The sequence below is a fragment of the Cellulosimicrobium funkei genome, assembly GCF_900155925.1.
GTDB lineage: Bacteria > Actinomycetota > Actinomycetes > Actinomycetales > Cellulomonadaceae > Cellulosimicrobium > Cellulosimicrobium funkei.
This window is the reverse complement of the sequence record NZ_FTMI01000003.1, coordinates 1-23,975: the sequence shown is the minus strand read 5'-3', so window position 1 is coordinate 23,975 and position 23,975 is coordinate 1. Positions and strand designations below refer to the sequence as shown.

Below are 23,975 nucleotides of genomic sequence, written 5' to 3'. Positions count from 1 at the left end.
GGCCCGGCGCACCACGCCGTCACGACGTTCGTCACCCGGATTCGTGACGTGTACAACGGGCCGGGGCCCCGGAAGATTCCCCCGCCCGCGCTGCCCTCACCCTGCGCGCTCCGCGCGCCGGACCGCAGGGATCCCCGTCCGCGCCGACGCGCGGGCCGGGTCAGACGCCGGCGGGCCGCTCGGGCTTCACGGCCAGCACGGGGCAGGGCGCGTCGAGCAGGATGCGCTGGGCGTTCGAGCCGAGGATGAGCTTGCCCACGGGGCTGCGCCGACGCAGCCCGATGACGATGAGTTCCGCCGACGACCGCTCCGCGGCGCCCACGAGGTCGTCCGCGAGGTCCGCCGAGCCCTGCTCGCGGCGCAGCGTCGTGCCCGTCCCCTCGAGGCGCGCCTCCACGCGTCGCAGGTCGTCCTCGTGCGCGGCGACGAGCTCGGGAGTCGACATGGAAGCCTCGGTCACGACGACGACGAGGTCGGTGCCGCGCCGGACGGCCTCGGTGGCCGCGCTGTCGAGAGCCTCGCGACCCTCGGGCGTGCTCAGGTGCGCGACGACGACGCTCATGTGTCCTCCGGAGACGGCTCGTGGGTGCGGCCGGCCGCGGGGGCGACCGCAGGTCGTGTTGCCTCGAACCTACCCGACGTCGTGCGTGTCGGCGCACGCGTCGGCGCGGACCCAGCCCGGCGGGACCCCGGCGTCGAGCGCGCTCGCGAGCAGCAGCGCGAGCCGGTACGTCGGGTCCTCCGCGAGCGCCTCGGCCAGCCGCCGACGGGCCCGGCCGCCGTCGCCGTGCCACCAGGCCACGAGCGCCAGGAGCGTCAGCGCGGGCGCGGTGCTCCCGCGCGGGGCGTGGGCGACGACGGCCTCGAGCACGGCCCTCGCCGGCCCGGTGACCGCCGGGTCGGGCGCGAGGCCTGCGCCCGGGTCCACGACGGCCGCGATGGCACGGCCCGTCCCGGCGTCCACGTCCCCGCCCCGCACGGTGCGGTCCGGCAGGTCGTCGGTCCCCGGCACGAGGGACAGGAGCACGGCGTCGCGCACGGGGACCGACTCGAGGCCCGCGGCCAGGCGCCCGAGGACCGTCGCGGCGGGCACCGCGGCACCGGCGCCGTCGCCGACCGGCCCGCCGTCGGTACGCCCGCCGTCCCGCGCCCGGTCGCGCGCGACGACCTGCGCGACCGCGGTCCGCCACAGCGCGAGGGCGGACACCCGGGCTGCGACCCGGGACGCGACGTCGTCGCCGGCCGCCACGGACCGGGCGCGGTCGCGCGCCCGCCGTGCCGCGCGCGCGGCACGGCGCCGCGCGTCCGCCCCCGCGGGCGGGATCCGCAGCGCTTCCTCGCGCGAGTCCGCGAGCGCCGCCCCGGACAGCACCATGTGCGCGCCGACCTCGCTCGACTCGAGCTCGCGCAGCGACCTTCCCTCCGGCGGGCAGCAGTCGTCCTCGGCGCAGTCGAGCGCGTACCAGCCCGTCGACGACACGACCCACGCCTCGACGGGCCCGTGGTGCGGCTCGGCGGCCTCGCGGCAGTGCTCGACGGCGGCCCGCACCCGCGCGGCCGCGACGCCCGACGCGCGCAGCGGCGCGTCGGAGTAGACGACGAGCACGACGCGGCGTGCGCCGTCGGCCGCGAGGTGCCCCACGACGGACCGCGCGAGCTGCGGCCCGTGCTCGACGTCCGCCGCGTCGGCGACGTCGACGCGCACGACGAGACCGATGCGGCCGCGCGGTGGCCGCAGCCCCACGAGGACGACGCTGTCCTGCGGTCGGTAGCCGAGCCGGAAGGGGACGTAGGCGAGGAGCTCGCGCGGGCCCTGGGCCCGGATGAGGGTCGTCATGCGCCCATCCCAGCCGGTCGGGACGGCGTGCGGGGCGCCCGCCGCCCGGCTGTGGACGATGCGGGGCGCGTACCTGGGGCTGTGGTCGGCCCCCGACCTCGGTGGTGGCTCGCGCACGCGCGGGTGACTACGGTGTGCGCGTGCCACCACGAACCCGCGCCGCCGCGCACCCGGCGCTCTCCCCTGCCGGCCGGGCCGCCGTCGTCCTCGTCGCTGCCGTGCTGGGCTCGACGCTGGCGGGGTGCCAGGCGGACCTGGCCGACGTGCAAGGCGCCGCGGCACCCCGGGAGGAGCAGCCGGCGCCGGACGCCGACTCCGGCGCGCCGGGCACGCCGCTGCCCGACTACGACGCCGCCTCGGCGGTCGGGGACCTGGTGGAGGGTTTCCCCGCCGCGCTGGTCCCGGTGGCGCCGGGCGCCGAGGTGCTCGCGAGCTCGGCGCGGCCGTCGCAGGACGGCGCGCTCGTGGACGTCACGCTGAACCTGCGCTCGACGGACACGGTCGAGGCGCTCACCGCCTACTACACCGACACGCTGGGCCCGGCCGGGTTCGAGGTGTCGCCGTCGACCGTGCCGAGCGCGCTCACCTCGCTCACCACGTTCGTCCGCACGACCGCGCCCGAGGCCCCGACCGAGTCGGTCGCCGTCGGCGTCTTCGACGACGAGACCGAACGCCTCGTGACGATCAGCGGCCAGGTCGTCCCCGGCTGAGGCGCCGCGCCGCCCGCCCGCGACGAGACCGGGCGGGCAGGGTGTCGCCCGCTCCGCATAGGCTGCCCCCGTGCCGAACCCGTCGCTGCCGACCTCGCCCTCCGTCCCTCCCCAGGCGTCCGAGGACCTCACCGACCCGAGCCCCGCCGCGCTCGTCGACCGCGAGGGGGTGCGCGCAGGCGTCGACGACGCCCTGCACGCCTCGACCGCGGCGATGCGCGCCGAGCTCGCCGGGACCCACCCGGACACGGACGTGCTCGCCGACGCGACGCAGGAGCTGCTCGCGGGCGGCAAGCGCCTGCGCGCCGCGTTCTGCTACTGGTCGTGGCGCGCGCACGGCGGTGACGCAGCGGGCCCGCACCGACCCGCGGTGCTGCGCGCCGGCGCGGCGCTCGAGCTCTTCCAGGCGGCGGCGCTCTTCCACGACGACGTCATGGACTCCTCGGACACCCGCCGCGGGCGCCCGACGGCGCACCGCGCCTTCGCGGCGCGCCACCGCGACCTCGGCTGGTCCGGCGACGGCGCGCGGTACGGCGAGAACGCCGCGATCCTGCTCGGCGACCTCGCGCTCATCGCGAGCCACCGGGAGCTCGGCGACGCGCTCGACGCCCTCGCACCTGCGGTCGCCACGCGGTCGCGACGCGTGTTCGGCCGCATGCAGACGGAGGTCACGGCCGGCCAGTACCTCGACGTGCACGCGCAGGTCCTGCCGTGGGGCGAGGACCCGGCGGCCGACGAGGAGCGGGCCCGGGCCGTCATCCGCTCGAAGTCCGCGCGCTACAGCGTCGAGCACCCCATCGCGCTCGGCGCCGCGCTCGCCGGGGCCGACGACGACGCGGTCGCCGCGACGAGCGCGTTCGGCCTGCCCGTGGGCGAGGCGTTCCAGCTCCGCGACGACGTGCTCGGCGTCTTCGGCGACGCGCAGGTCACCGGCAAGCCGGCCGGCGACGACCTGCGCGAGGGCAAGCGGACGGTGCTCGTCGTGCGCGCGCTGGCCGCGGCGACGCCCGCTCAGCGCGAGCTGCTGCTCACGCACCTGGGCGACCCGGACCTCGACCCGGCCACGGTGGAGGACCTGCGCGCCGTCCTCGTCGAGACGGGCGCGCGCGACGCCGTCGAGTCGCTCATCGCGGAGCTCACCGAGCGCGCCGCAGCCGCCCTCGACGGGGCCGGGCTCGCGGAGCCGGGCGCGAGGATGCTCGCGCTGCTCGCGCGCGCCGCCGTCGAGCGCACGGCCTGACCGCACCGCCGCCCGTCGGCCCGGACGATCGGGCCGACGGCGGAACGCGTCAGAGCTCGGACTGCGCCACGCGGCGCACGCGCGCCTTGTGCCCGCTGAGGAGGGTGTCGAACGGGGCCTCGCCGAGCTCGTCGTGCGGCGTGAAGAGCCACTCGAGGATCTCGGCGTCGTCGAAGCCGGCGTCGGTGAGCACGACGATGGTGCCCTGCAGGCTCGACAGGACACCCACGCGGCCGCTCTCGTCCGGGCGGCCGGCGTTCGCCGGGTCGACCAGGTGCAGCGGCACGAGGAAGCGCGCCGGGACCTGGAACGTCGTGCGCTCGCCGCGCTTCACGCCCACGACGCGCCGCTCCTGCACGAGGCGGCGCACCTTGCCGACGTCGGTGCCGAGCGCCTCGGCGACGTCGGGGAGGGTCAGCCACTCGCCGACGAGGTCGTCGAGCGTGGGGCGGGGGCTGGTGTCGCGATCGGTCACCGGGCAAGCCTACGGCGTGCCTCCACACGACACCCACGCCGTGCGCGCCGCGCTCACCGGATCGTGACACCCGGCCACCTAGACTCTCCCCGTGGCCACCGTGACGACCGATCCCCTCGTCGGCCGCCTGGTCGACGGGCGGTACGAGGTCGTCTCGCGCATCGCGCGAGGCGGCATGGCGACGGTGTACCTCGCGATCGACCGTCGGCTCGAGCGCGAGGTCGCGCTCAAGGTCATGCACCCCCACCTCGCCGAGGGCGCGTCCGGCGCCGACTTCGTCTCCCGCTTCCGCCGTGAGGCGCGCGCCGCGGCCCGCCTCACCCACCCGGGCCTCGTCGCCGTGTACGACCAGGGCCTCGACGGCGACACGAGCTACCTGACGATGGAGTACGTGGCGGGGTCGAACCTGCGCCGCACCATGCTCACCGAGCGCACCCTGACGCTGGGTCGCACGCTCGACGTGCTCGACCACGTGCTCGACGCGCTCGCCGCCGCCCACCGTGCGGGGCTCGTGCACCGCGACATCAAGCCCGAGAACGTCCTGCTCGACACCGAGGGCCGGCTCAAGGTCACCGACTTCGGTCTCGCGCGCGCCGTGAACGAGGTGACCGCGACGACGACGGGCACGATCCTCGGGACCGTCGCCTACCTCTCCCCCGAGCTCATCGCGACCGGCACGTGCGACGCCCGCACCGACGTCTACGCGGCGGGCATCCTCGCGTACGAGATGCTGCTCGGCACCGTCCCGCACACCGGCACGACGCCGATCCAGGTCGCGTTCCAGCACGTGAACAACGACGTGCCGCCGCCGTCGGACGTCGCCCCGTGGATCCCGCCCGAGGTCGACGACCTGCTGTGCGCGCTCGCCGCGCGCGACCCCGCCGACCGTCCGGCCGACGCCGGCGCCGCGCTCGCGCTCGTGCGCTCGACCCGGGCCGCGCTCGACCCGGCCGACCTCGAACGGCGCGTCGACCCGCCCGCCGGGGGGTCCGCCGTCGTGCCGCCCCCGCCGGGTCCGGGCCCGCGGACCGAGCCCGACGACCCGTCCGCCGCCGTGACCGCGTCCCTCGCGGCGCTCAGCCTGCGCGACCGCGAGGCCGCGGGCCTCACCGAGCCGCTCGCCGTCGGGCACGTCGTCGCGCCGACCACGCGGCCCGGCCCGCCGCCCCCTGCTGCCCCGGCGCGGCGACGTGGCCACGGCCGCGTGGTCGTCTGGTCGCTCGTCGTCCTCCTCGTCCTCGCGGGCGTCGGCGGCGGCGCCGCGTGGTGGTTCTCGTCCGGGCCGGGCGCCTACACCCAGGTCCCGGACGGCCTCGTCGAGGCGTCACGCCCGGAGGCCGTCGCGATCCTCGACGACGCGGGCCTCTCCCACACGGTCGAGGAGCGCTACGACGACGCCGTGCCCGAGGGCGCCGTCGTGGCGACCGACCCGGCGTCCGGCGAGGACGTGCGCAAGGACGGCAGCGTGCAGCTCGTCGTGTCGAAGGGCGTGCGGATGCTCACGGTGCCGACCGGCCTCGTGGGCGCGACGCAGGAGGAAGCGGCCGCCGCGATCGAGGGCGCCGACCTGACGCTCGGCGACCCCGTCGCCACGCCGCACGACGAGGTGCCGTCGGGCCAGGTCATGGCGGTGAAGGACCCCGACGGCAACGTCATCGAGGAGGGCGCCACGATCCGGCACGACGTGCCGGTGGTGCTCACCGTCTCGTCCGGGCCCGCGCCCGTCGTCGTGCCGCAGGTCACGGGCGCCGCGAAGGACGCCGCGGTCGCCGCGCTCGAGGAGCAGGGCCTCGTCCCCGCCGTCACGGAGGAGTACTCCGAGACCGTCGGCGCAGGGCTCGTGATCCGCCAGGACCCCGAGCAGGGCTCCGACGCCCACCGGAAGGACACCGTGAACGTCGTGGTGTCGCTCGGCCCCCCGCTCGTCGATGTCCCGAACGTCAGCACCCGCAACGTCGCCGACGCCGAGAAGGCCCTGAAGGACTCGGGCTTCCAGGTGGAGATCCGCTACCCGCAGGGCATCCACCCACTCAACATCGTCTACGCCCAGGACCCCCCGGGCGGTGACGGGCGCACCGCGCCCAAGGGCTCGACCATCGTCCTCAACGTCTTCTGACCTCACGACCCGCGCAGACGGCTGTGGCCCGCCCCGACCACGGGACGGGCCACAGCCCTGCGCTCGACGGGAGACGGCAGTCCCCGCGCCCTCAGCCGCGCAGCATCTCCGCGACCTGGAACGCCATCTCCAGCGACTGCTGGTGGTTGAGGCGCGGGTCGACGAGGGTCTCGTAGCGCAGGGCGAGCCCCGCGTCGTCGATCTCCTCGCTCCCGCCCAGCACCTCGGTCACGTCGTCGCCCGTGAGCTCGACGTGCAGCCCGCCCGGCACGGTCCCCGCGGCGCGGTGCACCTCGAAGAAGCCGCGCACCTCGTCGAGGACGTCGTCGAACCGGCGCGTCTTGTAGCCGCTCGCGGACGTGATGGTGTTGCCGTGCATGGGGTCCGTGACCCACGTGACGGGCACGCCCGCGCGCGCCACGGCCTCGACGAGCGGCGGGAGCGCGCCGCGCACGTTGCCCGCGCCCATGCGCGTGACGAAGGTCAGGCGGCCCTCGACGTCGTCGGGGTTGAGACGGCGGGCGAGCTCGAGCGCGACGTCGGGCGTCGTCGTCGGGCCGAGCTTGACCCCGATCGGGTTCGCGACGCGCGAGAGGAAGTCGACGTGCGCGCCGTCGAGCTGGCGCGTGCGCTCCCCGATCCACAGGAAGTGGGCCGACGTGTCGTACGCGTCCCCCGTGCGCGCGTCCCGGCGCGTGAGCGCGCGCTCGTAGTCCAGCACGAGCGCCTCGTGGCTGACGAAGAACTCGACGGTGCGCAGCGCGTCGAAGTCGGCGCCGCACGCGTCCATGAAGCGGATCGCGCGGTCGATCTCGGACGCGGTCCGCTCGTACCGCGCGTAGGCGGGGTTGCGCATGAAGCCGCGGTTCCACTCGTGGACCTGGCGCAGGTCGGCGAAGCCACCGGTCGTGAACGCGCGCACGACGTTCCACGTCGCCGCGGAGATCTGGTACGCCTGGACGAGGCGCTCCGGGTCGGGGATGCGCGCCTCGGGCGTGAAGGCGTGCCCGTTGATCATGTCGCCGCGGTACGCGGGCAGGGTCACGCCGTCGCGCGTCTCCGAGTCGGAGCTGCGCGGCTTGGCGTACTGCCCCGCCATGCGGCCCATCTTGACGACGGGCATGCTCGCGCCGTGCGTGAGGATGACCGCCATCTGGAGGATGGTGCGGATCTTGTTGCGGATCCGGTCGGCGTTCGCCTCCGCGAACGTCTCGGCGCAGTCGCCCCCCTGCAGGAGGAACGCCTCGCCCCGCCCGGCCGCGGCCAGGCGGGAGCGCAGCGTGTCGGCAGCCGCCGGCACCACGAGCGGCGCGGAGGCCGCCAGCCGGTCACGGACGGCGTCGAGCGCCGCCTCGTCCGGCCACGTCGGCTGCTGGAGCGCGACGAGCGTGCGGAAGTGGTCGAGCCCGGAGTCGGTCCCCGGCTCGCTCGTGGTGGTCATACGGCGTCCCCTGACGAGGTTCCTGGTGCGGTGGTGCCGGTCAGTGGGCCGCGGGCGCCGCGGGCACGAGCGGCTGGCCGATGCCCTCGAGGAGCTCGCCGAACCACTGCTGCGACACGTCGAACGCCTTGCCGCCGGCGATGCGCGGGAACTCGATGGCGCGCAGGCGGTCGCCGTTCTCCTCGTCGTGGCCGATGACGCCCGACTCGCCGCGCAGCGCGCACTCGACCGCGAGGTCGGTCATCGACTTGATGAGGCGCAGGTCCTCGGCGTTCGCGGCGGCCGCGCGCGAGAAGTAGCCGGACTTCTGGACCATGACCTTCTCGGCGCCCAGCTTCTCGGCGAACTGCTTGGCGAACCACTGGCCGGGGTTGACCGTGTCGAGCTTGACGTGGCCGAACGGGTCGCGCTGGACCTCCTCGCCCGCCGCCTCGAGCTGCGCCACGATCTCGTGCATGCCGGCGCCCTCGGACAGGAAGATGTTGACGTTGCCCTGCTCGTCCATGATCGCCTTGAGGCGCTCGGCCTCGGCGTCGATGTCGAGCGCGAGCTCCGGCAGGAAGACCGCGTGGACGTCCCAGCGCTCGCGCGTCAGGCCGAGGGCCGGAGCCCACTCCTGGGCGTCGAGCCACTTGCGGTACTCGGCGGCGGACGCCGCGGTGAGCCAGCCGCAGTGCCGGCCCATGACCTCGTGCACGATGAGCATGCGCGGGCCCGAGCGGTGCTCGCCGATGACGTTGGCGGCGAAGCCCGCGGCCTCCTCGGCGGCGGTCCACGCACCGAGCGACTGACGGATCGGGATCACGTCGTTGTCGATCGTCTTCGGCAGGCCCACGACCGTGAGCTCGTAGCCGTTCTCGTGGAGGTACGCGGCGAGGTCGGCCGCGGTCGTGTTCGTGTCGTCGCCGCCGATCGTGTGCAGCACGTCGACGCCGTCCGCCTTGAGCTGCTCCGCGGCGACCTGCAGCGGGTCCTGGCCCTCCTGGACGAGGCCGCGCTTGACGCAGTCGGCCGCGTTGGTGAGCTTGACGCGCGAGTTGCCGATCGGCGAGCCGCCGAAGCGGTGCAGGATCCCCGCCTGCTTGCGCCCCTCGGAGTCCACGACGATCTTCGTGCCGGTCAGCAGGCCGTGGTAGCCGTACTGGTAGGCGATGATCTCGATCTCCGGGTCGAGCTCCGTGTACCGCTCGATGAGACCCCCGACCGCGGAGGACAGGCACGGGGCGAAACCGCCCGCGGTGAGGAGGGCGACGCGACGAACCGACATGTGAACTCAGAACCTCTCGTAGGACGGATCCTGGCCGGACGGACGCGGTCCGGCGGGGTGGCGGCGACGGGGCTCGGGCCCTGCACGGGCCCGGCGCGACCGGCCGTCGCTCAGTCTACTGACGCCGCGCCGGGCTCCGGCGGCGGTTCCGGGACCTGGACGTCCGGGGCGGGACGCCCGCCGGGGGCTCCGCCCGCCACCTCGGACTCGGTGTGGCCGGCCGCGAGGCGCGCCTTGGCCGTGGCCGCGTAGATGTCGACGTACTCCTGGCCGGACAGCCGCATGATCGCGTACTGGATCTCGTCGGCGACGGCGCGCAGGATGAAGCGGTCGTTCTCCATGCCGCGGTAGCGCGAGAAGTCGAGGGGCTCGCCGATGACGACCCCGATGCGCATCGGCGTGGGGATGACCTTGCCGATCGGCTGCGCGATGTTCGTCCCGACCATCGCGACCGGGACCACCGGGGCGCCCGACTCGAGCGCGAGGCGCGCGACGCCCGTCTTGCCGCGGTACAGCCGTCCGTCCGGGCTGCGCGTGCCCTCCGGGTAGATGCCGAACAGGTCGCCCTCGCGCAGGACGCGCAGGCCCGTCTCGAGCGCGGCCTCGCTCGCCTTGCCGCCCGCGCGGTCCACGGGGATCGTCCCGACGCCGCGCATGAAGCCCGCGGTCAGGCGGCCTTTGACGCCCGTGCCCGTGAAGTAGTCGGACTTGCCGAGGAACTGGACCTTGCGGTCGAGGACGAGCGGCAGGATGAACGAGTCGATCACCGCGAGGTGGTTGCTCGCGAGGATGGCACCGCCCTCGTCCGGCACGTGCTCGACGCCCCGCGTCCAGGGACGGTACAGGAGCCGCAGGATCGGGCCGACCATCACCTGCTTCATGAACCAGTAGAACAACGTTCCTCCTCGCGGGGTCCCGGCGCGGGACGTGCATCCGACTCTAGAGTGATTCCCATGGCCGCACCGAACGCCCAGCCGGACTCCCCGCAGCCCGACGACGTCCCCGACCCCACGCCCGACGACGCGGCGCCGGGTGCGGACCACCCTGCCGCCGACGACGGGGAGGCGACGGCGCCGCGCGACGAGGCGCCCGAGCCCGCGCTCGACGTCGACGCCCGGTGGGCCGGCATCGTGGCTGAGCTCGCGGACCTGTCCGAGCTCGACCGGTCCGAGCCGGGCGCCCGCCCGGGCGACGACCCCCGGGCCGCGCAGGACCCGGCGGCCGGGGCGCCCGAGGGCGCCCCGCGCAGCGGCCGCGACGTGCTCGGGTCCGTGCCCGTGGCGCCCTGGGTGCGCCCGACGGGGCCGCGCGACTGGCCCACGACGCCCGAGGTCGAGGACCTCGAGGAGGCCGAGAGCCACTTCGTGCCCCCGGACCCGCCGCTCGTCCTCGGGCGCGACCCGCTCCTGACGATGGCGTGGGCGCTCGTCGTCGGCGTGCCGATCCTGCTGCTCGTCGTGCTGGTCGTGGCACGCCCGTACCCCGTGCTCGTCGCGCAGGTGGGCGGCGGCGCCTTCCTCGTGGGGCTCGCGATCCTGCTCTGGCGCATGCCGCACCGGCGGGACGACGACGACCGGGGGCCGGGCGCCGTCGTCTGACGCCCGCGCCTCCCCCGCACCGCGCCCGCGCCGCCCGTCAGCGGCGCGCGAGGTCCGCGGCGCCGACGATGCCCGCCTCGTTGCCGTGCTCGGCGAGCTCGATCCGCGCCTCCGGGCGGTGCCCGCGCGCGGAGAGCTGGTCGGCGAACGCGCGCCGCACCGGCTGGAGCAGGAGGTCGCCCGCCGCACCGACGCCGCCGCCGATGACGATGAGCTCCGGGTCGAGCAGCGCCGTGACCGACGCCGCGCCCTCGCCGATCCAGCGGCCGAGGTTCGCGAGCAGCTCGACCGCGAGGTCGTCGCCCTCCTGCGCGGCCTGGGTGATCTGGGGACCGTTGAGCTTGTCCGGGTCGCCGCCGCAGATCTCGAGCAGGCGCGTCGCGCGGTCCGGCTGGGCGATGAGGGCGTTCTGCCCGTCACGCACGAGGGCGCGCCCGGACGCGTACTGCTCCCAGCAGCCCTCGTGGCCGCAGCCGCAGTAGTGCCCGCCGGGGACGACGCGCATGTGGCCGACCTCCGCCGCGACGCCCCACTTGCCGCGCACGAGCTCGCGGTCGACGACGATCGCGCCCCCGAGCCCCGTGCCGACCGTGAGCATGAGCATGTCGGTCGCGTCGCGCGCGACGCCGAACTGGAACTCCGCCCAGCCGGCCGCGTTCGCGTCGTTCTCCACGACGATCGGGACGTCGACGTCGCCGATGAGCTCGCGCACGTTGCGCGCCAGCGGGTACTCGCGCCACGCGATGTTCGGCGCGAAGAGCACCGAGGTGCGGTCCGGGCTGACGAAGCCGGCCGCCGCGAGGCCCATCGCGCCGACCTCGTGGTCGGCGGTGAGCTCGGCATAGACGTCGGCGATGGCGCGGTCGATGCTCGCGACGTCGTCGGGCTCGGTGTCGCGGCGCGTCTGGACGAGGATCTCGCCCTTCTCGTCGACGACCCCGGCCGCGATCTTCGTCCCGCCGATGTCCACCCCGATGGCGTGCATGTCCCGTCCTCTACTCGCTCGGTTCCGCTGACTGCAAGGTCTCGCTGCGGGTGCTCGCCCGCTCACGGACCACGCACGACGACGGGGCCTCGACCCCGCGCCACGGGTCGGGCCACCGGAACTCCGCGCCCGCGCGAAACGTTGCGCAAGCAGCGCACAGCACCTGAAGCCTACCGACAACGGCAGGTCTCGGGCACACGCCGCCACTGGGTAGGGTTCTCCCACCGTCGACTACTGCCACTGGAGCCAGAATGGACGAGATCAGCGCCCCACGGATCGTCGAAGTCGATCCCTCGAAGAACCTCAACGACCTCCTCGCGAGCCGCGTCGCGGCCGACCCGGCCGCGCCGATGGTCGAGCGCCGCACGGGTGCCGACGGTGCGTGGCAGGCGCTCAGCGCGCGCGAGTTCGACGCCGAGGTCGTCGCCGTCGCGAAGGGGCTCGTCGCCCGCGGCATCCAGCCGGGCGACCACGTGGGCATCATGTCGCGCACGCGCTACGAGTGGACCCTGCTCGACTGGGCGACGTGGGCGGCGGGCGCCGTGCCCGTGCCGCTCTACGAGACGTCGAGCCCGGAGCAGGTGCAGTGGATCCTCTCGGACGCGGACGTGCGCCTGCTCGTCGTGGAGACCGAGGCGCACGCGGCGACGGTCGAGGAGGTGCGCGACCAGGCCCCGGCCCTGCAGGACGTGCTGGCGATCGACGCGGGCGCGATCGCCACGCTCACGGCCGACGGCGCCGGCGTGGACGACGCCGAGATCGTGCGCCGGCGCGGCCTGGCCGACCTCGCGGACGTCGCGACGATCATCTACACCTCCGGCACGACCGGCCGCCCCAAGGGCGCGGAGCTCACGCACCAGAACTTCTACTCCCTCACGGTCAACGCCGTGGCCGCCGTGCCCGAGGTCTTCGGGGAGCCGGGCGGGCGCACGCTGCTGTTCATGCCGCTCGCCCACGTGTTCGCGCGGTTCATCGGCGTGCTCGTCGTGGCCGGCGGCACGGTGCTGGGCCACACGCCGGACACCAAGACGCTGCTCGAGGACCTCGGCACGTTCAAGCCGACGTACATCCTCTCGGTGCCGCGCGTCTTCGAGAAGGTCTACAACTCCTCGGAGCAGAAGGCGGCCGCGGGCGGCAAGCTGAAGATCTTCCACTGGGCCGCCGCGACCGCGATCGCGTACTCGCGCGCGCTCGACGAGCCGTCGGGGCCGGGCATCGGGCTGCGCCTGCAGCACAAGGTCGCGGACGCGCTCGTCTTCAAGAAGCTCCGGCACGCGCTCGGCGGTCGCGCGAAGTACGCCGTCTCGGGCGGCGCGCCGCTGGGCGAGCGGCTCGGCCACTTCTACCGCGGCATCGGCGTGCGGATCCTCGAGGGCTACGGCCTCACCGAGTCGACGGCACCGACGAGCGTCAACCGCCCCGGGAACACGAAGATCGGGACCGTCGGCGAGCAGCTCCCCGGCTGCGGCGCCCGGATCGCCGAGGACGGCGAGATCCTCCTGCGCGGGGACCACATCTTCCGCGGCTACCACAACAACGAGCAGGCGACCGCGGACGCGTTCGTCGACGGCTGGTTCCGCACCGGCGACCTCGGCTCGCTCGACGAGGACGGCTTCCTGCGCATCACCGGGCGCAAGAAGGAGATCATCGTCACCGCGGGCGGCAAGAACGTCGCACCCGCCGTCCTCGAGGACCGGATCCGCGCGCACGCGCTCGTCTCGCAGTGCGTCGTCGTGGGCGACCAGAAGCCGTTCATCGGCGCCCTGGTGACGCTCGACCCGGAGGGCCTGCCCGGCTGGGCGAGCATGCACGGCAAGGAGCCGCTGACCGTCGAGCAGGCGGCCAAGGACCCGGACGTCCTCGCCGCCCTCGACGCCGCGGTCACGCGCGCGAACCAGGCGGTGTCCCGCGCCGAGTCGATCCGCAAGTTCACGGTCCTCACGACGGACTTCACGGTCGAGAACGGCTACCTCACGCCGTCGCTCAAGGTGAAGCGCAGCGAGGTGCTCAAGGACTTCGCGGCCGACGTCGAGGCGATCTACGTCGACGGGCCCGCGCCCGTCCGCTGACACGGCCCCGGGGCCCTCGTCCCCGCGCACCACGGCCCTCCCCGGCAGCACGCCGGGGAGGGCCGCGTCGTCAGCGGCGGGCGAGCCGCGCCAGGAGCGCGTGGGCCGGGACGCACGCCGCGCCCATCGCCTGCACGTCGTCGGCGACGGCGCGGTCGCTCGTCACGACGACGACCGGGCGCCCGGGCGGCTCGGCGGCGACCAGGCGCCGGATGAGGTCGTCCGCGATCTCCCCCGACGAGAACAGCACGCGCACGCCGCGCGGGGCGTGCACCGGCCGGGGGCCGCCGTCGGCGCCGTCGAAGCACACGGTGACCTCCGTGCCGGCGGCGGCCACGCGGAGCAGGCCGGAGAGGAGGCGGTCGCGCTGGTCCGCGAGCGACAGCTCGCCGTAGCCCGTCTTCGTCACGTTGTAGCCGTCGACGACCAGGTGCGTCCGCGGGACCGACAGCAGGTCGTCGACGAGCGCCGGGTCGTCCGCCGCGCGGCCGCGCGACCCCGGCCGGGGACGCGCCGCGTCCGGCAGCCCGGCGGCGACGTCGTCGGCGGGCGTCGTGGTCGACGGGCCGAGCGCGAGCTCGCGCCGGAGCCCCGCCGCCGCGTCGACCACCGTGTCCAGCAGGAGCCGCGCGCGGGCCGTCGCGAGGTCGGCCGACGACGTCCGCGCCCGGCGTGCCACGTCCCGCTCCGCGCGCGCCCGGGCCAGCTCGACGGTGGCCGCGCGACGTTCCTCGCGCGCGTCCCGCAGCGCGACCTCGGCGGCGTCCCGCTCCCCCTGCGCCGCCCGCTCGGCGGCCCGCGCCTCGGCCCGCGCCCGGTCCGCGTCCGCGCGCAGCCGCCGCTCGGTCCGGCGTACCGCGGCGAGCTCGGCCGTCGCGGCCTCGGCGCGCGCGTCGGCGTCACGGGCACGCGCCTGGAGCTCCTCGACCTGGCGGGCGAGCCGGTCGCGCTCGCCGCGGAGGCGGGCCGCCTCGTCCCGGGCCGACCGGTCCGCCCGGAGGGTGTCGTCGAGCGAGCGGGCCTGCTCCACCTCTGCCTGCCAGCCGTCGGGCCGCAGGAGGAACGCACCCGCAGCCCGCTCGCGCACCTGCGCCGGGGACAGGTCGTCCGCGGGCCTGGCGTCGGGCTCCGGCTCGCTGTCGTGCTCGCGGGACCAGGCCGCGGCGACCGCGTGCCGGAACCCCGCGTCGTCGACCAGGGCCCGCCACAGGGGCGCCGCACCGGCCGTCGCCCGCCGCCGGGGCGCGAAGGCCCGCACCCGCTGGAGCGCGACCGGGACCAGGGCCGTGTCGAGCGCTCCGAGCGCGTCCGCCGCGGCGGCCACGAGGAGGCTGCGGACCGACGGCGGCACGTCCGGCTCCGCGGGCAGGGCGTCCTCCGGTCCGTCGGCCACCATGCGCCGCGCCTCCTCCGCACCTCGTCCGCGGGTCATCGCGGGCGCTTCGTCCCTGATCGTCCTGATTCTCTCGGTCCCACCCTATGCCGCCCGGGGACGCGCGCCCCGGCTCCCGGACTTCGTGTCGGCGGGCGGCCGACGGACCTCGCGGCGGCGGTGTCGGTGGCCCTCGCTAGCCTCGCCGCCATGTCGTCCGGACCCGCCCTCGCCGCCCCCCGCGCCGGGTCCGCACCGCAGGGCGTCCCCGTCCAGCCCACGCTCGAGGACCTGGGCACGCCGCTGCACGAGGTGACGTTCGTCGTCGTCGACCTCGAGACGACCGGCGGCTCCCCCGCGGGCGCCGGGATCACGGAGATCGGCGCGGTGAAGGTGCGCGGCGGCGAGGTGCTCGGTGAGTTCCAGACGCTCGTCGACCCCGGGGTGCCCGTGCCCGCCTTCGTCGCCCGGCTCACCGGCATCACGTCGTCCATGGTCGCCACCGCGCCCCGCATCGAGGCCGTGCTGCCCAGCTTCCTCGAGTTCGCGCGCGGCGCCGTGCTCGTCGCGCACAACGCGCCGTTCGACATCTCGTTCCTCAAGGCCGCGTGCCGCTCCGCGGGCTACGACTGGCCCGGGAACCAGGTGCTCGACACCGTGCCCCTCGCGCGGCGGGTCGTCACGCGCGACGAGGCACCGAACCACAAGCTCGCGACGCTCGCGGCCCTCTTCCGCGCCACCGTCACGCCGGACCACCGCGCGCTCGCCGACGCACGCGCCACCGTCGACGTGCTGCACGCGCTCCTCGGCCGCCTCGGCCCGCTCGGCGTGACGCACCTGGAGGACCTCGCCGGGGCGACGGACCCCGTGCCGCAGGACGTGCGCCGCAAGCGCCACCTCGCCGACGGCCTGCCGGACGCGCCCGGCGTCTACCTCTTCCGCGGCCCCGGCGACGAGGTGCTGTACGTCGGCACGTCGACGTCGATCCGGCGCCGCGTGCGGTCGTACTTCACGCGCTCGGAGAAGCGCGGGCGCATCACCGAGATGGTGCGCATCGCGCACGCCGTCACGCCCGTCGTGTGCGCGACGCCGCTCGAGGCGCAGGTCCGCGAGCTGCGCCTCATCGCCGAGCACGCGCCGCGGTACAACCGCCGGTCGCGGCACCCGGAGCGCATGACGTGGGTCCGGCTCACCGACGAGGCGTACCCGCGCCTCTCGCTGGTCCGCGACGTCCGCGCACCGGCGGCGCACATCGGCCCGTTCGCCTCGCGGCACCAGGCCCAGGCCGCCGTGGACGCCCTGCACGACGCCTTCGCGCTGCGCCAGTGCACCCGGCGCCTCCCCGTCGTCGCCTCGCCGGGCGCGACGGCGTGCGTGCTCGCCGAGATGGGCCGCTGCTCCGCCCCGTGCACGGCGACCGAGCGCGACGCGGGCTACGGCGACGTCGCGGCGGGCGCGCGCGAGGCCTTCGAGGGCGACCCGTCGCGCGTGGTCGCCGAGCTCGGGCGCCGCATCGTGGCGCTCTCGCGCGACGAGCGCTTCGAGCAGGCCGGCGAGCTCACCCAGCGCCTGCGCGCCTTCCTCACGGGCGCGGCGCGTGCGCAGCGGCTCGCCCCGCTCGCCGCGTGCGCCGAGCTCGTCGCCGCGCGCCCGACGGACGCCGGCGGGTGGGAGGTCGTCGTCGTGCGGCACGCGCGGCTCGCCGCGACGGGCGTCAGCGACCCGGGCACCGACCCGTGGCCGCTCGTGCACGCGCTCGTCGCGACGGCCGAGACGGTGGCACCGCCCGTGCCGCCGGCCCCCGCGAGCCATCCGCACGAGGCCGAGATCCTGCTGTCGTGGCTCCAGGAACCCGGGGTGCGGATCGTCGACGTCACGGGTCCCTGGGCGTGCCCGGTCCGCTCGGCCGGGTCGCACGTGGACCTCGCGGTCACGGCCCGCCACGTCGCGCGCCACGCGGAAGCCGACGGCCCCGAACTGGCCCACGCGTCGGCCGGGCCGACCGTAGAGTGGTCGCCTGACGACGACCCGTCCCCGGAGGAACCATGCTCACCGCCATCGTCCTGATCGACACCGACCCCGCACGCATCCCCGAGGTGGCGTCGGAGGTCGCGGACCTGCGCGGGGTCAGCGAGGTCTACTCGGTGACGGGCAAGGCGGACCTCGTCGCGATGGTGCGGGTCCAGGAGCACGACCAGCTCGCCGACGTCATCGCGGACCGCATCAGCAAGGTCCAGGGCGTCGTGCGCACCGAGACGTTCATCGCGTTCCGCGCCTACTCGAACGTGGACCTCGAGCAGGCGTTCGCCCTCGGCCTCGACGACTGACCGGCGGTCAGTCGCGCGCCCGCTGACTGGCCGTCAGTCGCGCGCCGCGGCCTCCGCCCAGCGGGCGAGCGCCGCGCGCGCGGCACCGGAGTCGACGCTGCGGGCCGCGACGTCGTAGGCCGCGCGCAGCCGCTCGACGAGCGAGCCCTCCGCGGTACCGGGCAGCGTGCCGTCGGCGACGAGGCCCGCGGCCGCGTTGAGCAGCACGGTCTCGCGCACCGCGCCCGGCTCGCCCGCGAGGAACCGCCGCGCGACGTCGGCGTTGTGCGCCGCGTTCCCGCCCCGCAGGTCCTCGACGGTGACGGGCGTCAGCGCGAGGTCGGCGACGGGGTCGAGGCGGTGCTCCGTCACGGCGCCGTCGCGCACCTCCCACACCGTGGCGCCGCCGGTGGCCGCGAGCTCGTCGAGACCGTCGTCTCCGCGGAACACGAGCGCCGACGTGCCGCGCCCGGCGAGCACGCCGGCGATGAGCGGCGCCATCCGGGCGTCGGCCACGCCGATCGCGGCCGCGCGCGGCTGCGCGGGGTTCGTCAGGGGGCCGAGCACGTTGAACGCCGTCGGGATGCCGAGCTCCTTGCGCGCGACGCCCGCGTGCCGCATCGACGGGTGGAACACCATGGCGAAGCAGAAGGTGATCCCCGCCTCCTGCACGATGCGCGCCACGCGGTCGGGACCGTGGTCGAGCCGGATCCCGAGCTCCTCGAGCACGTCCGCGGCCCCCGACGACGACGTCGCGGCGCGGTTGCCGTGCTTGACGACGCGCACGCCCGCGCCCGCGATGACGAGCGACGCCATCGTCGAGATGTTCACGGTGTGGGCGCGGTCGCCGCCCGTGCCGACGATGTCCACGGCGGGCCCGTCCACGGAGAAACGGCTCGCGTGCGCGAGCATCGCGTCGGCGAGGCCGGTGAGCTCGGCGACCGTCTCGCCCTTCGCGCGCAGCGCGACGAGGAAGCTCGCGAGCCTCACGGGCGAGACCTCGCCCGACATGACCTGGTCCATGGCCCACGCGGTGCGCTCGGCGTCGAGGTCGTTCCCCGCGACGAGCTCGGTGAGCAGACCGGGCCAGGTGAGCCCCGCACCCGTCGAGTCGCTCGTGGTCGAGGCGGCAGGGTGCGGGGTGGCGGTCACGGGTGGCCCTTCGGCTGGTCGGTCTCCTGGTCGGCTACCGCGTGCCGGAGGCGCGCAGCAGGTCGGCGACGGCGCGCTGGAGGGCGACCGCGTCGAACGGCCGGGGCACCGCGTCGTCGGCGAGCGACCACGATGCTAGCCAACCGTCCTGCGGCCTGCCGGTGAGGACCAGGACCGGCGGGCACGCGTAGATCTCGTTCTTGAGCTGGCGGCACAGACCCATGCCCCCGGCCTTGTCGGCCTCGCCGTCCAGGACCAGCAGGTCCCACCCGCCGGCGTCCGCCGACGCCACGACCGCCGCCGGGGTGGCCACCTCGTGCCACTCGATCTCCGGCTGCCCCGCGCCCAGCCGCCGCCCGACGGCGAGCAGCACCTGCTCGCGCACGGTCACGTCGTCGCTGTAGAGCAGGATGCGCGGCGCGCGCGGGGTCACGTCCGTGTCCCCGTGCGTCGTCGTCACGGTCGTCGTCATCGTCGTCACCGTCGCCTTCGTCGTTCCCTCGGGTGGGCCCGGGAGCGCGCGGCGCCGCGTGTGGCGGACGCACGTCCCGACTGGCATCTTGGCACGTCGGAGCGTTCCGCAGCACCCCTGCGGCGGGTCGTGCGCCGACCGGCGGCGGACCGGGGACCAAGGGCCCTGGCCCGCGCCCCGGACGCCCGGGTTTCATGGCACTCGGACGGTTTCCGTCACCAAGTGCAGGTCTCCGTGGGAAGTTCTGGAGACATTGTGAGATTCACCGCCTCCGGGCTGCCGTCTGCGTGCCGCGAAGCTGAGGTTCGTCGGCCATAATGGCTCCTGTGTCGACCGCAACGGCTGCCCCCCACGCCCATCAGCACGTGAGCGTCAACCGACCGAACCCCGTCTCGGTCGGGACGATCGTGTGGCTGGCCAGCGAGCTCATGTTCTTCGCCGGCCTCTTCGCCATGTACTTCACGGTCCGCGCCGTGATGCCCGCCGACGAGTGGGCCCTCGAGGCGGACAAGCTCAACCTGACCTTCGCGGCGATCAACACGACCGTCCTGGTGCTGTCGTCGGTGACGTGCCAGATGGGCGTGTGGGCCGCCGAGCGCTTCCAGCCCGTCCGCACCGGCTCGATCTTCCAGGTGAACCGCTGGGGGATGAACGAGTGGATGACGCTGACGTTCCTCATGGGCGCGTTCTTCATCGGTGGTCAGATCTTCGAGTACGCCGAGCTCGTCGAGCACGGCGTGTCGATCTCCTCCACGCCCTACGGCTCCGTCTTCTACATCACGACCGGGTTCCACGGCCTCCACGTCGTCGGCGGCCTGATCGCCTTCCTGTTCCTTCTCGGCCGCTCGTTCTCGGCCAAGAACTTCGGGCACCACGAGGCCACGACGGCCATCGTGACGTCCTACTACTGGCACTTCGTCGACGTCGTGTGGATCGCGCTCTTCTTCGTGATCTACATCTTGCGCTGACGTCGCGCCCGGGTTCCGCCCCGGACCGCCCACCCGCCCCCTGCTCCCCCACCTGCGAGACGAGGATCATTTCGTGAAGGCACTCGCCGCCCGCAGACACCACCGCTTCGCGCCGGTCGTGCTGCTGCTGCTGGCGCTGCTGGTCACCGGTGGCGTCTACGCCGCCTTTGCCCCGACTTCGGCCAACGCCGAGACCGCCAGCACCGAGGACATCGAGACCGGCCAGAAGCTGTTCCAGGCCAACTGCGCCACGTGCCACGGGCCGAACGCCGAGGGCACGGCCACCGCGCCCTCGCTCGTCGGTGTCGGCGCCGCGTCGGTCGACTTCCAGGTGTCCACCGGCCGCATGCCCATGCAGATGGACGGTCCGCAGGCCATCCAGAAGCCGCGCCAGTTCGACGAGGAGCAGACGGCGCAGCTCGCCGCCTACGTCGCGTCGCTCGGCGCCGGCCCCGCGATCCCCACGGACGAGCAGGTCGACGCAGCGCTGGGCGACCCGGCCAACGGTGCCGCGGTCTTCCGCACCAACTGCGCGATGTGCCACAACGCGATCGGTGCGGGTGGCGCCCTCTCCGAGGGCAAGTTCGCTCCCCCGCTGTGGGACACCTCGGAGCGCAACATCTACCAGGCGATGCTCACCGGCCCGCAGTCGATGCCGGTCTTCAACGACGCCACCGTGACGCCCGAGGAGAAGCGGGACGTCATCGCGTTCCTCGCCGAGCAGCGCGACGGCTCTGCCGGCGGCCTGTCGCTCGGGTCGCTCGGTCCGGTCAGCGAGGGCCTGTGGGCCTGGATCGTCGGAATGGGCCTCCTCATCGGGGCCGCAGTGTGGATCGGAGCGAAGTCCTCGTGAGCGACTACCAGAGCCCCCGCTCGTCCGAGTCCTCGCACCGCGAGGTCGGGCACCGCGAGGAGCACGGCACCCTCGACACGTTCCCGGACCCCGGTCTGCCGGAGCACAAGAGCCGCATGGCCGACCGCGACCCGAAGGCGTCGAAGCGCGCCGAGCGTCAGGTCGCCGCCCTCTTCGGGATCTCCGTCATCGGCACCATCGCGGCCCTCGTCGTCTACTTCGTGATCCCGCCGGACGGGACCACGGCGGGCGTCCGCCTCTCGACGGTGGCGCTCGGCGTCGCCATCGCGTTCGCCCTGCTCGGCATCGGCTTCGGCGCGGTGCACTGGGCCAAGGTCCTCATGTCCGACCACGAGAAGGTGGACGAGCGCCACCCCATCGCGAGCGACCGCGAGACGCGCACCGCCGCGCTCGCCGAGCTCGACGCGGGCGTCAAGGACTCGGGCATTGCCCGCCGCGGCGTGCTCAAGGGCGCGGTCATCTCCGCCCTCGCGCTCTTCCCGCTCACCATCGCGGTCCCGCTCGTCGGGAGCGTCGGTGGCGACTGGAACGTCTCCAAGTTCAAGCACACCCTCTGGCAGCGGGGCACGCGCCTCGCGATCGATCCCTCGGGCCGGCCCATCAAGGCCGCCGACGTCACCATCGGCTCGGTGGTCCACGTCATCCCCGAGGCCTCGCAGGAGGAGATGCAGTCCCACGAGTGGATCACGGAGAAGGCCAAGGCCGTCGTCCTCCTGGTCCGTCTCGACCCGCGCGACATCGTGTCCGAGCAGTCCCCCGCCGGGGAGAGCTGGTCGTACGACGGCATCGTCGCGTTCTCCAAGATCTGCACGCACGTCGGCTGCCCCGTCGCTCTCTACGAGCAGCAGACGCACCACCTGCTGTGCCCGTGCCACCAGTCGACGTTCGACGTGGCCGACAGCGCCAAGGTGGTCTTCGGCCCCGCGAAGCGGCCCCTGCCGCAGCTGCCGATCACCGTTGATGACGAGGGCTACCTGGTTGCGCAGAGCGACTTCCACGAGCCCATCGGCCCGAGCTTCTGGGAGCGTCTGAAGTGACCACCAGCACCGGAACCGCCGCACCTCGGGCGGCCGCACCGAAGTCAGCCGCGCCGACGACCCCCGCCGGGAAGGCCGCGGACTACCTCGACCAGCGCACCGGCATCGGTGTCGCCGTCAAGGAGTTCGCGCGCAAGGTCTTCCCCGACCACTGGTCGTTCCTCCTGGGCGAGATCGCGCTCTACTCGTTCGTCGTCCTGATCCTCACCGGCATCTTCCTGACGATGTTCTTCGTCCCGAGCATGTCCCTGGTGACCTACCACGGCGAGCCCGCCTCCATGGACGGCGTGCTCATGTCCGACGCGTTCGCGTCGACGCTGCACATGTCGTTCGAGGTCCGCGGCGGTCTGCTCATGCGGCAGATCCACCACTGGGCCGCGCTGATCTTCATGGCGTCGATCGTCACGCATATGATGCGCGTGTTCTTCACGGGCGCGTTCCGCAAGCCCCGCGAGGTCAACTGGCTCGTCGGCATGCTGCTCATGATCATGGGCCTCGCCGCCGGCTTCTCCGGCTACTCGCTGCCCGACGACGTCCTGTCGGGCAACGGCCTGCGCATCACCGACGGCGTCGTCAAGGCGATCCCGCTCATCGGCTCGTACATGTCGTACTTCATCTTCGGCGGCGAGTTCCCGGGCGAGCACATCATCCCGAGACTGTTCACGGTCCACATCCTCCTGGTGCCGGGCCTGATCCTCGCGCTGGTCGCGCTCCACCTGTTCTTCGTCGTGCTCCACAAGCACACGCAGTACCCGGGTGGCGGCCGCACGGACACCAACGTGGTCGGCTTCCCGCTGTTCCCCGTGTACGTCGCGAAGGCCGGCGGCTTCTTCTTCGTCGTGTTCGGCATCCTCGCCCTCATGGGCGGCACGATGGCGATCAACAACGTCTGGAACTACGGCCCCTACGATCCGTCACCGGTCTCCGCGGGAGCACAGCCCGACTGGTACATGCTGTTCCTCGAAGGGTCCTTGCGACTCATGCCGGGGCAGACGGAGTTCGTCATCGGCGGGTACACGCTGTCGCTGAACGTCCTCATCCCCGCGGTCGTCGTGCCGGGCCTGCTGTTCACGTTCCTCTTCGTCTACCCGTTCCTCGAGTCCGCGGTGACGAAGGACAAGCGCGAGCACCACGTCCTCGACCGCCCGCGCAACGTGCCGGTTCGCACCGGCCTGGGCGTCGCGTTCCTCACGGCGTTCATCATCCTGGCGCTCGCCGGGTCGAACGACCTCATCGCGACGCACTTCCACATGTCGATCAACACGATCACCTGGGCCTTCCGGATCCTGATCTTCGTGGGCCCCTGGTTCGCGTTCTGGGTCACCAAGCGCATCTGCCTCGGGCTGCAGCGCAAGGACCGCGAGCTCGTGCTGCACGGCCACGAGACCGGCCGGATCGTCCGGTTCGCGCACGGCGAGTACATCGAGGTCCACCGCCCGCTCGACGAGCAGGAGCGCTGGCTGCGGGTCAACTACTCCGCCCACGCCCCGCTCGAGATCGAGCCGGCGACGGACTCCCGCGGCGTGCGTCGCAAGGGCTACAAGAAGGACAAGCGTCTCCAGCGCCTGTCGCGGTTCTTCTACGAGGACCGCATCGAGCCCGTGACGCCGGCCGAGCTCGCCGCCGCCCACTCGCACGGTGAGCACGACGCCCTCGAGAGCACGAGCCACGAGCAGATCGAGGCCGGGACCGCCCCCGTCGGCGGCGGTCGGGACCTCGTGGAGCCGGAGAAGGGCGCCGACGAGCGCTGACCTCCGGGTTCCTGCACAGTAGGACGATGACCCGCGACCAACCCCCTCTTCCAGGCGGGCAGGTCGCGGGTCATCGTCGTCTCTGCCCCCGGGGCGCGGCAGCGCCCGCTTAAGGCGGCAGGGACACCGTCAGTTCACTGCCCAGGGACCGTCGGACCACCTCCGGCGGTCCGTACCAGGAGGTACATCCGGATGCCCGCTTACACCCTGCCCGAGCTGTCCTACGACTACGGTGCGCTCGAGCCGCACATCTCCGGGCGGATCATGGAGCTGCACCACTCCAAGCACCACCAGGCCTACGTCAC

At 74.2% G+C, this 23,975-nt stretch carries 22 protein-coding genes and 1 pseudogene; 13 read left to right on the top strand and 10 right to left on the bottom strand.

Features of this window, described 5'->3' with window-relative positions:
- Nucleotides 1–160 precede the first annotated feature (160 nt).
- Nucleotides 161–562, bottom strand: a complete 402-nt coding sequence (locus BXA05_RS08225) for a universal stress protein (RefSeq protein ID WP_021479921.1) — start codon at nucleotides 560–562, stop codon at nucleotides 161–163.
- 69 nt (nucleotides 563–631) lie between these two features.
- On the bottom strand, nucleotides 632–1,837 hold the full coding sequence (locus tag BXA05_RS08220; protein ID WP_076404681.1) for a DUF4192 domain-containing protein: 1,206 nt from the start codon (nucleotides 1,835–1,837) through the stop codon (nucleotides 632–634).
- Here BXA05_RS08220 and BXA05_RS20695 point away from each other — a divergent pair.
- The 3 genes from BXA05_RS20695 to BXA05_RS08210 all read left to right on the top strand — a co-directional run bounded on the left by BXA05_RS20695 (nucleotide 1,836) and on the right by BXA05_RS08210 (nucleotide 3,787).
- The gene (locus BXA05_RS20695; RefSeq protein ID WP_255541882.1) at nucleotides 1,836–1,964 is read left to right on the top strand and encodes a hypothetical protein; all 129 of its coding nucleotides are present in this window, start codon (nucleotides 1,836–1,838) and stop codon (nucleotides 1,962–1,964) included. The two genes, BXA05_RS08220 and BXA05_RS20695, sit on opposite strands and share 2 nt — an antisense overlap.
- A gap of 13 nt (nucleotides 1,965–1,977) precedes the next feature.
- Complete coding sequence (locus tag BXA05_RS08215) at nucleotides 1,978–2,547, top strand: hypothetical protein (RefSeq protein WP_128957491.1); 570 nt, start codon at nucleotides 1,978–1,980, stop codon at nucleotides 2,545–2,547.
- A 70-nt stretch (nucleotides 2,548–2,617) separates the two neighbouring features.
- Entirely contained in the window at nucleotides 2,618–3,787 is a 1,170-nt protein-coding gene (locus BXA05_RS08210) for a polyprenyl synthetase family protein (protein ID WP_244550418.1), read from the top strand.
- A 49-nt stretch (nucleotides 3,788–3,836) separates the two neighbouring features.
- On the opposite strand, the gene BXA05_RS08205 is transcribed toward BXA05_RS08210, so the two are convergent.
- Nucleotides 3,837–4,262, bottom strand: a complete 426-nt coding sequence (locus tag BXA05_RS08205; protein ID WP_034655478.1) for an Rv2175c family DNA-binding protein — start codon at nucleotides 4,260–4,262, stop codon at nucleotides 3,837–3,839.
- A gap of 91 nt (nucleotides 4,263–4,353) precedes the next feature.
- Here BXA05_RS08205 and pknB point away from each other — a divergent pair, with 91 nt between their 5' ends.
- Nucleotides 4,354–6,378 (top strand): Stk1 family PASTA domain-containing Ser/Thr kinase, encoded by a 2,025-nt coding sequence (gene pknB / locus BXA05_RS08200; protein WP_076404679.1) that lies wholly within the window; start codon nucleotides 4,354–4,356, stop codon nucleotides 6,376–6,378.
- 91 nt (nucleotides 6,379–6,469) lie between these two features.
- Here the strand turns inward: pknB and BXA05_RS08195 are convergent, their stop codons facing one another.
- From BXA05_RS08195 to BXA05_RS08185, 3 genes are all read right to left on the bottom strand, one after another.
- Complete coding sequence (locus BXA05_RS08195; RefSeq protein WP_061267341.1) at nucleotides 6,470–7,819, bottom strand: class II 3-deoxy-7-phosphoheptulonate synthase; 1,350 nt, start codon at nucleotides 7,817–7,819, stop codon at nucleotides 6,470–6,472.
- A gap of 40 nt (nucleotides 7,820–7,859) precedes the next feature.
- Nucleotides 7,860–9,086 (bottom strand): pyrophosphate--fructose-6-phosphate 1-phosphotransferase, encoded by a 1,227-nt coding sequence (locus tag BXA05_RS08190; protein WP_074807116.1) that lies wholly within the window; start codon nucleotides 9,084–9,086, stop codon nucleotides 7,860–7,862.
- Between the two features lie 110 nt (nucleotides 9,087–9,196).
- Complete coding sequence (locus BXA05_RS08185) at nucleotides 9,197–9,982, bottom strand: lysophospholipid acyltransferase family protein (RefSeq protein ID WP_228075234.1); 786 nt, start codon at nucleotides 9,980–9,982, stop codon at nucleotides 9,197–9,199.
- Between the two features lie 57 nt (nucleotides 9,983–10,039).
- Between BXA05_RS08185 and BXA05_RS08180 the strand changes: the two genes are divergently transcribed.
- Nucleotides 10,040–10,684, top strand: coding sequence for a hypothetical protein (locus BXA05_RS08180; RefSeq protein ID WP_083711743.1), 645 nt, complete (start codon nucleotides 10,040–10,042; stop codon nucleotides 10,682–10,684).
- 37 nt (nucleotides 10,685–10,721) lie between these two features.
- Here BXA05_RS08180 and BXA05_RS08175 read toward each other — a convergent pair whose 3' ends face one another.
- Nucleotides 10,722–11,669, bottom strand: a complete 948-nt coding sequence (locus BXA05_RS08175; protein WP_043658218.1) for an ROK family glucokinase — start codon at nucleotides 11,667–11,669, stop codon at nucleotides 10,722–10,724.
- 251 nt (nucleotides 11,670–11,920) lie between these two features.
- Between BXA05_RS08175 and BXA05_RS08170 the strand changes: the two genes are divergently transcribed.
- A complete protein-coding gene (locus BXA05_RS08170) occupies nucleotides 11,921–13,738 on the top strand; it encodes an AMP-dependent synthetase/ligase (RefSeq protein WP_061267338.1) in 1,818 nt (605 codons plus the stop codon).
- 70 nt (nucleotides 13,739–13,808) lie between these two features.
- Here BXA05_RS08170 and BXA05_RS08165 read toward each other — a convergent pair whose 3' ends face one another.
- Nucleotides 13,809–15,134, bottom strand: a complete 1,326-nt coding sequence (locus BXA05_RS08165) for an NYN domain-containing protein (protein WP_076404678.1) — start codon at nucleotides 15,132–15,134, stop codon at nucleotides 13,809–13,811.
- A gap of 186 nt (nucleotides 15,135–15,320) precedes the next feature.
- On the opposite strand from BXA05_RS08165, the gene BXA05_RS08160 reads away from it, so the two are divergent.
- Both BXA05_RS08160 and BXA05_RS08155 read left to right on the top strand, forming a co-directional pair.
- Nucleotides 15,321–17,177, top strand: a complete 1,857-nt coding sequence (locus BXA05_RS08160) for a DEDD exonuclease domain-containing protein (protein ID WP_083711741.1) — start codon at nucleotides 15,321–15,323, stop codon at nucleotides 17,175–17,177.
- A complete protein-coding gene (locus tag BXA05_RS08155; RefSeq protein ID WP_034654744.1) occupies nucleotides 17,156–17,437 on the top strand; it encodes an Lrp/AsnC family transcriptional regulator in 282 nt (93 codons plus the stop codon). The genes BXA05_RS08160 and BXA05_RS08155 overlap by 22 nt, the downstream gene beginning before the upstream one ends.
- A gap of 33 nt (nucleotides 17,438–17,470) precedes the next feature.
- Here the strand turns inward: BXA05_RS08155 and trpD are convergent, their stop codons facing one another.
- Together trpD and BXA05_RS08145 are read right to left on the bottom strand one after the other, a co-directional pair.
- A complete protein-coding gene (gene trpD / locus BXA05_RS08150) occupies nucleotides 17,471–18,568 on the bottom strand; it encodes an anthranilate phosphoribosyltransferase (RefSeq protein ID WP_061269446.1) in 1,098 nt (365 codons plus the stop codon).
- Between the two features lie 34 nt (nucleotides 18,569–18,602).
- A complete protein-coding gene (locus BXA05_RS08145) occupies nucleotides 18,603–19,040 on the bottom strand; it encodes a response regulator (RefSeq protein WP_021481151.1) in 438 nt (145 codons plus the stop codon).
- Nucleotides 19,041–19,357: 317 nt separating this feature from the next.
- Here BXA05_RS08145 and ctaE point away from each other — a divergent pair, with 317 nt between their 5' ends.
- The 5 genes and pseudogenes from ctaE to BXA05_RS08120 all read left to right on the top strand — a co-directional run.
- Complete coding sequence (gene ctaE / locus BXA05_RS08140; RefSeq protein ID WP_021481150.1) at nucleotides 19,358–20,008, top strand: aa3-type cytochrome oxidase subunit III; 651 nt, start codon at nucleotides 19,358–19,360, stop codon at nucleotides 20,006–20,008.
- Nucleotides 20,009–20,081: 73 nt separating this feature from the next.
- On the top strand, nucleotides 20,082–20,861 hold the full coding sequence (gene qcrC / locus BXA05_RS08135; protein ID WP_021481149.1) for a cytochrome bc1 complex diheme cytochrome c subunit: 780 nt from the start codon (nucleotides 20,082–20,084) through the stop codon (nucleotides 20,859–20,861).
- Nucleotides 20,858–21,919 carry a cytochrome bc1 complex Rieske iron-sulfur subunit gene (gene qcrA / locus BXA05_RS08130; protein ID WP_076404677.1) on the top strand — a complete coding sequence of 354 codons (1,062 nt, stop codon included), beginning with the start codon at nucleotides 20,858–20,860 and terminating at the stop codon, nucleotides 21,917–21,919. The genes qcrC and qcrA overlap by 4 nt, the downstream gene beginning before the upstream one ends.
- The gene (gene qcrB, locus BXA05_RS08125; protein ID WP_021481147.1) at nucleotides 21,916–23,670 is read left to right on the top strand and encodes a cytochrome bc1 complex cytochrome b subunit; all 1,755 of its coding nucleotides are present in this window, start codon (nucleotides 21,916–21,918) and stop codon (nucleotides 23,668–23,670) included. Before qcrA ends, qcrB begins: the two co-directional genes overlap by 4 nt.
- A 192-nt stretch (nucleotides 23,671–23,862) precedes the next feature.
- Nucleotides 23,863–23,975, top strand: a pseudogene (locus BXA05_RS08120) (superoxide dismutase); the annotation flags it as partial.

Excerpts from the sequence above, each read along its gene's own strand:
- ctaE (WP_021481150.1), top strand. The coding sequence starts at position 19,358 with ATGGCTCCTGTGTCGACCGCAACGGCTGCCCCCCACGCCCATCAGCAC.
- BXA05_RS08180 (WP_083711743.1), top strand. The coding sequence starts at position 10,040 with ATGGCCGCACCGAACGCCCAGCCGGACTCCCCGCAGCCCGACGACGTC.
- BXA05_RS08195 (WP_061267341.1), bottom strand. The coding sequence starts at position 7,819 with ATGACCACCACGAGCGAGCCGGGGACCGACTCCGGGCTCGACCACTTC.
- BXA05_RS08175 (WP_043658218.1), bottom strand. The coding sequence starts at position 11,669 with ATGCACGCCATCGGGGTGGACATCGGCGGGACGAAGATCGCGGCCGGG.
- BXA05_RS08190 (WP_074807116.1), bottom strand. The coding sequence starts at position 9,086 with ATGTCGGTTCGTCGCGTCGCCCTCCTCACCGCGGGCGGTTTCGCCCCG.
- BXA05_RS08165 (WP_076404678.1), bottom strand. The coding sequence starts at position 15,134 with ATGGTGGCCGACGGACCGGAGGACGCCCTGCCCGCGGAGCCGGACGTG.
- BXA05_RS08225 (WP_021479921.1), bottom strand. The coding sequence starts at position 562 with ATGAGCGTCGTCGTCGCGCACCTGAGCACGCCCGAGGGTCGCGAGGCT.
- BXA05_RS08220 (WP_076404681.1), bottom strand. The coding sequence starts at position 1,837 with ATGACGACCCTCATCCGGGCCCAGGGCCCGCGCGAGCTCCTCGCCTAC.
- BXA05_RS08160 (WP_083711741.1), top strand. The coding sequence starts at position 15,321 with ATGTCGTCCGGACCCGCCCTCGCCGCCCCCCGCGCCGGGTCCGCACCG.
- BXA05_RS08145 (WP_021481151.1), bottom strand. The coding sequence starts at position 19,040 with ATGACGACGACCGTGACGACGACGCACGGGGACACGGACGTGACCCCG.
- BXA05_RS08170 (WP_061267338.1), top strand. The coding sequence starts at position 11,921 with ATGGACGAGATCAGCGCCCCACGGATCGTCGAAGTCGATCCCTCGAAG.
- BXA05_RS20695 (WP_255541882.1), top strand. The coding sequence starts at position 1,836 with ATGCGCCCATCCCAGCCGGTCGGGACGGCGTGCGGGGCGCCCGCCGCC.
- BXA05_RS08155 (WP_034654744.1), top strand. The coding sequence starts at position 17,156 with ATGCTCACCGCCATCGTCCTGATCGACACCGACCCCGCACGCATCCCC.